Origin of the sequence: Methylocaldum sp., assembly GCF_039794385.1 — a bacterium.
Lineage (GTDB): Bacteria > Pseudomonadota > Gammaproteobacteria > Methylococcales > Methylococcaceae > Methylocaldum.
Genome location: NZ_JBDIVO010000167.1, coordinates 1 through 9,854, shown reverse-complemented (window position 1 = coordinate 9,854; position 9,854 = coordinate 1). Strand labels below are relative to the sequence as shown.

At 59.0% G+C, this 9,854-nt stretch carries 7 protein-coding genes and 1 pseudogene; 7 read left to right on the top strand and 1 reads right to left on the bottom strand.

The window, feature by feature from the left end; translation table 11 throughout:
* A pseudogene (locus tag ABJK70_RS14445) lies at positions 1 to 262 on the bottom strand (peptidase); the annotation flags it as partial.
* A 454-nt stretch (positions 263 to 716) separates the two neighbouring features.
* Between ABJK70_RS14445 and ABJK70_RS14440 the strand changes: the two are divergent.
* From ABJK70_RS14440 to ABJK70_RS14410, 7 genes are all read left to right on the top strand, one after another.
* Entirely contained in the window at positions 717 to 2,177 is a 1,461-nt protein-coding gene (locus ABJK70_RS14440) for a circularly permuted type 2 ATP-grasp protein (RefSeq protein WP_347258317.1), read from the top strand.
* A complete protein-coding gene (locus ABJK70_RS14435) occupies positions 2,162 to 3,139 on the top strand; it encodes an alpha-E domain-containing protein (protein ID WP_077731655.1) in 978 nt (325 codons plus the stop codon). The genes ABJK70_RS14440 and ABJK70_RS14435 overlap by 16 nt, the downstream gene beginning before the upstream one ends.
* A 15-nt stretch (positions 3,140 to 3,154) precedes the next feature.
* Complete coding sequence (locus ABJK70_RS14430) at positions 3,155 to 4,384, top strand: hypothetical protein (RefSeq protein ID WP_077731656.1); 1,230 nt, start codon at positions 3,155 to 3,157, stop codon at positions 4,382 to 4,384.
* A 338-nt stretch (positions 4,385 to 4,722) separates the two neighbouring features.
* The gene (locus tag ABJK70_RS14425) at positions 4,723 to 5,229 is read left to right on the top strand and encodes a YchJ family protein (protein WP_347258316.1); all 507 of its coding nucleotides are present in this window, start codon (positions 4,723 to 4,725) and stop codon (positions 5,227 to 5,229) included.
* A gap of 435 nt (positions 5,230 to 5,664) precedes the next feature.
* A complete protein-coding gene (locus tag ABJK70_RS14420; RefSeq protein ID WP_347258315.1) occupies positions 5,665 to 6,606 on the top strand; it encodes a DUF6748 domain-containing protein in 942 nt (313 codons plus the stop codon).
* Positions 6,607 to 6,818: 212 nt separating this feature from the next.
* The gene (locus ABJK70_RS14415; protein ID WP_077731660.1) at positions 6,819 to 8,024 is read left to right on the top strand and encodes a zinc-dependent alcohol dehydrogenase; all 1,206 of its coding nucleotides are present in this window, start codon (positions 6,819 to 6,821) and stop codon (positions 8,022 to 8,024) included.
* Between the two features lie 502 nt (positions 8,025 to 8,526).
* Positions 8,527 to 9,546, top strand: coding sequence for a hypothetical protein (locus tag ABJK70_RS14410; RefSeq protein ID WP_347258314.1), 1,020 nt, complete (start codon positions 8,527 to 8,529; stop codon positions 9,544 to 9,546).
* Positions 9,547 to 9,854: the final 308 nt, after the last annotated feature.

Sequence of the window (9,854 nt, the reverse complement as noted above, 5' to 3'; positions counted from 1 at the left end):
CGTAATCCGCGGCTTCGCACATGTTGGTCGCCGTCATCAGATTGGGTACCCAGGCCTGCTCGACATCACGATAAATCTTTTTTACCACAGCCTGGGTGGTGGCGAGATTGCCGGCGGAGAGCAAGACAAAAACCCGCTCTCCCGGCCACACGAAAGTGTGCATTTTCGAATAGGTGCCGATGCTGTCCATTCCGGCATTGGTGCGGGAATCGGAGCAGAACACCAGGCCGCGTTCCACGTTGATCGAAAGGCAATACGTCATGGCAATGTCAGAATGGACTCAGTGTATGGGTATTCGATCGATTCTATCGTCAGACGTTTCAGGAAGAAATCGTTTAGTACTACAGCTTCAGTAGATCGGGAATCCCTTCCCAACCCTGAGTCGGCAAAGGATTGCCGACCTGCTTTCCCGTTGCTGACCTTTTTCCGCACGCGAAAACCATTCTTGCTCAGGGATCATCGATCAACCGTCATACTAAGGCTGACAAGGCGTTAGTACTACAACTCCAGTAGAGATGGAGCGCCCGAACACCACGCCAGATCACGGAACGCACCACAACAGCGCGGGGCGCTTGCAACCGTGCACCTTATTCGCTTTGTCAGGGAATCGACGCAGACGGCGAAACGCTTGCTTGCCCGGTGGCGCGCCGTAGCGCTCGTCTGTGCCATTGGCACGGAGGATGCTTCGTCGGAAACGTCAACATCATCGTTCGCTCATGAACATTTCCCACGACTACCGCAACAGCGAAGCCTACGACGAACTCCTGGAACCGGGCGGCCAGCCTCGGTCGGCCGCCCGGGCTCTGTTCCGTTATCTGAACTCTCTTCAGCCGGGAGAATTGGAAGCCCGCCGGCAGTCGGTGGATGCGGCCATCATGACGATGGGCATCACGTTTACCGTGTACAGCGAGGCCGGGAACATCGACCGGGCCTGGCCTTTCGACATCATCCCCCGGGTCATGGCGAAAAGCGAATGGATGCGGATCGAGGAGGGGCTGAAGCAACGGCTTACGGCTCTGAATTTGTTCATCAACGATCTTTATAACGAGCAGCGCATCGTCAAGGACGGCGTTTTTCCGCTGGAAGTGATCGCGGGTTCGCGCAACTTCCGCCAGCAGTGCCTAGGTATCACGCCCCGTTTTGGCGTATGGGCCCATGTGTGCGGTACCGATTTGGTGCGCGACAAGGACGGCACGGTCTACGTGCTGGAGGACAATCTCCGGGTGCCGTCGGGCGTGTCTTATATGTTGGAAAACCGACAATTGACGAAGCGCCTGTTTCCCGAATTTTTTCAGGGTTGCGATATCTTGCCGGTCGATGACTACCCGGTTCAGCTCTACGATGCGCTGGCGGCTCTTTCTCCGAGGGATGGCGAGAGGCCGGTGGTGGCCGTGCTGACTCCGGGAATTTTCAACTCGGCTTATTTCGAACACAGCTATCTGGCGCAGCAGATGGGCGCCTTCCTGGTGGAAGGCTCGGATTTGATGGTGGATGCGGATGACCGGGTCTACATGAAGACCGTTTCCGGCCCCAGGCGGGTCGATGTGATCTACCGCCGCATCGACGACGATTTTCTGGATCCGGAGGCCTTCCGTCCGGGCTCGGCGCTCGGCGTTCCGGGTCTCATGCGCGCCTGGCGCAACGGCAAGGTCGGCATTGCCAATGCGCCCGGCTCCGGTGTGGCGGACGACAAGGTCGTATACACCTACGTGCCGAAAATCATCCGCTATTACCTCGATCAGGACCCGATCATTCCCAACGTGCCGAGCTACCTCTGCATGGACGAAAAAGAACGGGCCTATGTGCTGGCCAACCTGGACAAATTGGTGGTCAAGCCGGCCAACGAGTCGGGCGGCTACGGCATGATCATAGGCCCTAGGGCCAGCCGCGAGGAACGTGCGGCGTTCGCCGAGCTGATCCGGGCCAATCCGCGCAATTACATGGCGCAGCCGACGCTCAGCATCTCCACCGCGCCGACTCTGGTCGGCGATTGCCTCGCTCCCCGCCACCTGGATCTTCGGCCTTTCATACTGCAATCCAGCCGGCTCTACGCCACCACCGGCGGACTGACGCGAGTGGCGCTGAAAGCGGGGTCCCTGGTCGTGAATTCATCGCAGGGCGGGGGCAGCAAAGATACCTGGATCGTCGACACGGAGGACGCATGCTATCCCGCGTAGCCGAGAACTTGTATTGGATGGCCCGTTATCTGGAGCGGGCCGAGAATACCGCACGCCTGATCAACACCACGACCGATGTGCTGCTGGATCTCCCCAAAGGCGCCTCGTTCGGCTGGGATATCCTGCTCAAGTTGGTCGGTCTGGACGAACTCTTCGAAGAGCATTACCGAGAGGCGAACGAATCCAATATCCTGCGCTTCCTGATCCAGGACGAGCGCAACCCGAGCGCCATCGTATCCAGCATCCGCCGCGCCCGCGAGAACAGCCGCACATTCCGGGAAATCCTTCCCAAGGAATTTTGGGAGCGGGTAAACGGGCTTTATCTCTATGTCCAAGGATTCGCGTCCAGCGCGGCGCAAAATCGGGCGCAGCGTTACGAAGTCCTCAATCACATCATCGAGCGCAACCAATCGCTGGCCGGCTTGCTGATCAGTTGCATGAGCCACGACCTGGTTTATGAATTCATCAGGCTGGGGAGAAACATCGAGCGCGCCGACATGACCACGCGCATCGCGGATATCAACGCGGCCGTGCTGCTCCCGCGGCAAGGCGGCGCGTTGGAGCCTTTGCAGGAGCGGTTGTGGATGAGCGTGCTCAAGGCCTTGAGCGCTTACCAGATGTACCGCCGCCACGTGGACGTACATGTGCGCGGCCACGCCGTGCTGAATTATCTGCTGCTCGATCCCCATTTTCCGCGGACCGTCCGTCACTGCCTCTCGGAAATCGAGGAGTGTCTGGCCATGCTGCCGAACCACAAGGAGGTCATGAAAGTGACTCGCCGGACTTGGCGGCGGCTCACGGGCCTGCGCTGGGAAGGCTTGGCGCCTGCCGTTCTGCACGAGTACTTGGATCAGGTCCAAACCGACTTGGGCGCCATTCATGTGGCGGTGTCGAATCAGTATTTCTATTTCTATATGCGACAGCAACAGACTACCTCGACAGTACGGGTAGTCAATGAATAGGGAGTAGCGACCGTGATGTCTTCGCTCGATTTTCCCCGTCATGGAGACAAGGCGAACTCGCCGTTTTTCGAGGAGTTCCTGGTCAAACTGCTGGAGCAGCGCGATAGGATCGGGCTTACCGAGCTGATCCATCAGGTGGATGCCATGATGATCGCGGTCGAGCCTGGGCACTCGGTTCCCTATGTGGGCGAGCTGTGCCTGATGACGCCTTATCATTATCTCGCGACGATCGAATCGGAACGCCATTACACCCATGTGCTCCGCATCGACCTGAACGCTCCCGACGTTCTGATCCGCGAAGTCAAGGACCCCGAGACGCGAGGCATTTTTCGAAGCCTCAACGAGCTATACCCGATCGGCGCGCACAAGCCGAATTCGCGCTACATGGGCGAAGTGTTTCGGGTGACCGATGTGAACGAAGTGGTGGCATTGCAGAAGTCTAGGGATGTCCGCTTCTTCAATCGGGATCAGATCCAGAAGCTGGAAATGCCCGACGACATGGCCATCGTCAAGCCGTCGCCCTATACCCACAACATCGTCGGCTATTGGGAGCGGTCGGAAGCGGACACCCGTGTTTATGCCCCGAGTCGGAGCACCATTCGCGACGACGTTCAAAGGGCCTACCTGGAGGCGAAGGAAGCTCAGGTCAAACTGGGGCTGGAAGCGCTGCTCCTGCCCATCGACCATCTCGCCACCCGCATCTATAGCCAGAACCGGGAAGCCGCCATCCTCGAATGGCTGACCTTGACCAGTTATTACTACTGGGGCTCTTACGACATCGTTTCCCAGAATTCCTCGACCAACGTCACCAAGAGCGTGCATTACTCGAACGAGCTGGAATGTCCCGCCAAGGTGTTCACGGCCGCGAATCATCCCTATTTCGTCAACCACCTGCTCAAGCTGCCGTCGCCCACCGAAGCCTTCGTCCGCAACTACGGGCCGAGGCTCCATCATCTTGCGGTTGCGGTCCGGGACGGCGAAACCGAAGGGAAGGCCAACATCGATTACGTGGTGGGCACGCTGCGGGACTGCGGCAAGGAATTCCTGCTCGACGTCATCGGCTCCAGGGAGGAAGGGCTCAAGCAAATCTTCTCCAGCGCCTCGGAATATTCCTCCCTGATCGTGGAATACGTGCAACGCTTCGGCGACTTCCAGGGGTTCTTCACCAAGGACAACGTGGCCGAGCTGACTCATGCCGCCGGGGTGGAAGAAAACTTGCGCGCTTTGGAGACCGAGGTCGTTTAATCGCGGCGTAAGAATGCGGCCGGTTTCGCGCTTGCCCTGGCGCGCAGATCGGCGGTCGGTCAGTGCTGATGTGCGCCTAACCCACCCTACGAAAATGAATGCCTGATTGAAAGCGATTTGGATTCAGCCGCTTTAGAATCGCCTTTCCATCATTCAAGTTACAGGTCGACAATCCTCTGCCGACGAAGCTGTCCGGGCTCGTGTTATCGCGTTCGTGAGGGAACAGGCCGTAATGACGTCCCCGTGTTAGAATCGGCCCTCGACAATTCGAGCCGAAACGAACTTCGGCGCACCGCTCGTCGACCTTCAGCCGATCAACCCGCACTCTGCAGAATCCTGTGAATACTCCTATGACTTGCCCCTGCGGCTCCGAAAAGCCTTTCGATCAATGTTGCGGCCCTTATCTGGCGGGACAATCCGCTGCGCCCACCGCTGAAGCCTTGATGCGCTCGCGGTTTACCGCTTTCCAACTGCGCGATGCCGATTATCTCAGGGAGAGCTGGGACCCCGGCAAGCGGCCGGCATCTTTGGACTTCGAAGGCGACACCCGCACCTGGTCCCGTCTAGAGATCGTCGGAACCATAGGTGGCGGCGAAAACGACGATAGAGGCGTCGTGGAATTCAAGGCCCAGTTCGAGTTGGGAGACGACACCTATCTGATCCATGAAGTCAGCCGGTTTCACCGGGTGGCGGGACGATGGGTCTATCTGGACGGCACCATCAATTATCACGGCAAAATCGCCCACAAGGGCGAAATCCTTCGCAATGCGCCGTGCCCCTGCGGCAGCGGTAAAAAATACAAGAAATGCTGCGGCGGTTCGGCCAAACGTTCGGGCGGGGCATAGCGCCCGTCGTGCGCTAGCGACGCAGCGCGGTCATTCCGATAGCGTTTCCGCCCCTAATCGCGGCGAAAATGTAGGCTATGGCAATTCCATCATCTCCCTGCGGCATCTCACGCCCTTTATCCACGCGCGTTTCGGCAAGTGCTGCAACAACTGGCGTTGCGCATGGCATATGAATTGCAATTTATATTTCGGCGGCCGGTGAGTGATCGGCAGGATGCCACCAATCAACATCCACTCATCGGACCGCACCATTCAGCGTCTCCGATTCTCTCCCCTCCCTCTCTGGACCGGGTGTCGCCGAGAATGGCGACACCTTTTCTTTTGTCCCGGTTTATCGTGCCTTCGTGCGGCTTTCTTCCGGATTCGTGATATTTCCTCGATGCCTTGATACGATCGGTATCGCGGACATCGAATCGAACGGAAGGAGGATCAGGAATGATCAAAGAGCTGGCTCTATGGCTGACGATCATAGGTCTCTGGGAAAGCAGTCCGATCTATGGAGACGAAGGCCGCTACTTCAAGGTTGCTCGCCAAGATCCAAGACAGTGCGTTGCACCAACGTGCGACAAGGTTTTCGTTAAGGAAGTCAACAAACCGCGAACGCGCTGCGCCGACGGGATTTGGCGCCGGGAATGCTATGTCGGCGCGATAGACTTTTCCGAGACGGGCGGCGTGCCGCAACAAAACGAAGACTTCAAGAAGGAGTTCGTTTTGGGGCGCGGGCTGGTGCGCGGAATTCTCGAGAGGCGTGCGACCGATTCCAACAGAGAAGACAGCGTTCTGGTCGTGCGCGAAACGTGGCGGGCCCAGGCACGGGCATCTCCCGCGGGCGCTCTGTACCGGGTGAGGGATGTCGATGGCCCTTGTCCGACCGAGCCCTGCGAGCACATCGAGGAAGAGCGGCTGAATACGCTGACCAAGGCTCTGATTGCCGAGGTCGACCTGCTCGCATCCGCCGCCGATCCGGAGAAGGTCAATGCCGGATATCAGGCTCTCAAGCAGGGGAGCATACTGGTGGCCGGCACTCATCAGGCCGTGACCGGCCCGGCCGGTACGAGCAAGTCCCTTATCGCGAGCGAATTCTACCTGATGGAATCCCCGGCGCCGGTAACCGGCCAAGCCTGCGGCGGAACGACAGGGGCACGGTGTCCGCCCGGCCAATACTGCGAGATCGGAACTCCCAATGCATGCGGTTCGACCAGCATATCGGGAACCTGCGAGGTTCCGCCCGAAATCTGCACGACCGAGCACAATCCCGTCTGCGGATGCGACGGCGAAACCTACAGCAACGATTGCGCACGCCGCCGCGCCCAGGTTCAGCTCGATCACGCCGGCCCCTGCGCGAAACCGGCCGGGGCGCCGACTTCCAAGCGTTAGGGAGGTTTCGATTCATTTGCCGCCCGATCTGTGCGAATGTCTCGGCGGCGCAAGTCGGCGGGAACTGCGGCGAAGCACGAGCATCAAACCAAAAATCAACGGGCGGGTATTTCGCGGGGAAAACAGGCTTTTAGGCCAGGGGAAGAGTCCCGATCGGGCGCTGGGATTTGGCGCGGCGCCCCGAAACCACCAGGTGAAGACCGGAGGCAAAAATGAAGGGAGTCGTTTTTCACGGAATCGGCGATATTCGTCTGGAAGATATCCCCGAGCCGCATATCGAAGATCCTACAGACGCTATTTTGCGAATCACCGCCAGCGCGATTTGCGGAACCGATCTGCACATGGTGCGCGGCACCTTGGGCGGGCTCAAACCCGGCACCGTACTGGGACACGAGGCCGTCGGCGTCGTCGAATCTCTGGGATCGAACGTTCGGAATCTCAGGGAAGGCGATCGGGTGGTGGTGCCGTCGACCGTTGCCTGCGGCTATTGCTCCTATTGCCGAGCGGGCTACTACGCCCAGTGCGACAACGCCAATCCCAACGGTCTTCTGGGCGGCACGACCTTTTTCGGCGGTCCGGCGATCGCCGGCGGCCTGAACGGATTGCAGGCGGAAAAAGCGCGCATCCCGTTCGCCAATGTCGGGCTGGTCAAGCTGCCGGACGACATCACCGACGATGAGGCCATACTCATCTCGGACATTCTGCCGACGGCGTACTTCGGCGCGGAACTGGCGGAGATCAAGCCCGGCGATACCGTAGCCGTCTTCGGGTGCGGACCGGTCGGGCAATTCTCAATCACTTGCGCCAAGCTTCAGGGCGCCGGCCGGGTCCTGGCCGTGGACAACGAACCCTCTCGTCTCGAGATGGCACGCAATCAGGGTGCGGAGGTCATCAATTTCGATCTCGAAGATCCGGTGCAGACTATCCGCGATCTGACCGGCGGGATTGGCGTGGACCGCGCCATCGATGCGGTGGGCGTGGATGCCGAGCGTCCCCATCATGGGCCGGCCGCGCAAAAGGCCGATGAGCAAAAGGCCCAGTTCGACCAGGAACTGAACGAAATCGCGCCGGAAGCCCAGCAGGCCGGGATTCGCTGGCATCACGGCGACAGCCCGTCCCTGGTTTTGACCTGGGCCGTTCAGGCTCTGGCCAAGGCCGGAACATTGTCGATCATCGGCGTTTATCCGCCATCCGACCGTTTCTTCCCGATCGGCATGGCGATGAACAAGAATCTCACCCTGAAGATGGGGAACTGCAATCATCGCCAGTACATTCCCATGCTGATCGACCTGGTTCGGAGCGGAGTCATCGATCCGACCGAGATCCTGACCCAAACCGAGCCTTTGACTTCAGTCATCGAAGCCTATCAGGCATTCGACGAGCATCGACCCGGCTGGCTGAAGGTCGAACTGGTTTGAGGTTCACGGGCGGGTTTTATATCCCATACGGCATTACACCTTCCGTAACTCAAGGCATCCGAATTGATTCCCTCTGCCGGTCCACTCTCATACTCGTGATAGAGAGATTGATGTTTTAAGGAAGCTCTGAACAAGTGGAATCCGTTCATGCCCCTTCGACAGGCTCAGGGCAGGCTCAGGAGAGCGTTCGACAAGCCTGTCCTGAGCCGAGTCGAAGGGCCTGTCCTGAGCGAAGCCGAAGGGCTCACCGCGAACGGAACCAATACGTTACCGTTCGTCCTGCGCCTGTCGAAGGACTTAATCAGAGCTTCCTTAACTCAACCGCATTTTCGAAAGCTTGTTTTCCCATTGAAACTTCCCCCGCTGTGCAGTATCGCTACCATTGAAATGTGACGGCCTGATCGGGCCCGGGAAGAGGATTGGATGCGAACGGATGATCCGGGCAGAATCAGTGCTGAATTGCGCTGTCAGAGAAATAGGGAGAGATCACAGGACAGTCTGCATGAACATCGTTGTGCTGGTGTTTGCGGTTATTGTGGCCGTTCTGTCGGCCGGGCGCGTCTTTGCGCTCATCCACGGCGAACCGTTGCCGATCGGCCGGGAATCGACCCTGCCGCTGACGATCGAACTACATCACTGGGATGAGTACCGGCGGGTCTGGAAAAGTGGGAACGGTGCTTGCAGTTCCGCGGTACTCGGCACGCGCCCGCTGACTTTGATCACGGCTGCGCATTGTCTGCGCGACGTACGTCTGGAGGGACCGCTTAAATTGCCGGCGGTCCGCTTGCAGGCCGCTCCTTCCGCAACGGTATCGAATGCCAGGCTGCGCGCGGCGGTGTATCCGAATTTCGGCGTCGTGCAGGAGAACATCGCCGAGGATATCGCCATTCTGATTTTCGACGCGGATGTCGGGGACGCGCTGCGGCCATTGCCGATCACGACCGGGAATACTCCCGATAAGGCCCTGATCTGTGGCTTCGGTTATGGTTACCGGGAAACGGAAATCGATGGTCCCCGCTGTGCCGAGAAGCGCGTCTTCGATTTGACGAGCAGTTTCTATGAGTTCGTGCCGAAGCGATACGAGGATCTGGATCCCATACTTCACCTGCAGTTCCGGGCGCAGTTCGAATCCAAGGAATCATCGGTGTCTTCTCTTTCCACCCTGCTGGCGGTCAACCGATTGGATGCTCAAGGGGCTTATTCGGTCGACGAGCCCATGCCTACGCGCGGCGATTCCGGCGGTCCGTGGATCGCTTCCGATCCGCAGGGGAATGCTTCGCTTTTGGCCATCACCAGTTTTGTGGAAACCTTCTACCGCAAGAACAAGCAATGGCCTTTCTTTCAGGGGAGCCGCGCGCCGCTTTCCGACCTCGCCTACGTGGCGTACGGCGTGCGCCTGGACACCCGTGAGGCGAGGGCGCGGATCGAAGAGGCGCGCCGCCTGGATGCGGATATCCGCGAAATACCGGTGGCGGGGTCGGCGCATGGCTTCGCCGGGAGCGGAACCACGGAAACCCGATAGAACGGTGTGGTTTGGCTGTTTTCGTTACCTCGGTTTGTTACGCAGGACGTACGCAGATACAAAATAGACCGGGCACATGGTTTACATCCATTAAGGTATTGGCGAGGAGGAAACGCCGATGCCGTGGAAAGAGACCTGTGCCATGGACCAACGAGTTCAATTTATCGGCGACAGCCTTCGTAGGTCGGCAATCCTTTGCCGATGCAGACGCACGGTCGGAGCACGGCGTCGCGAAAGGATTCGCGACCTACGGCGGTACGGTCGTAGGTCGGCAATCCTTTGCCGACGAAACCGCCCGGCCGGGAGAT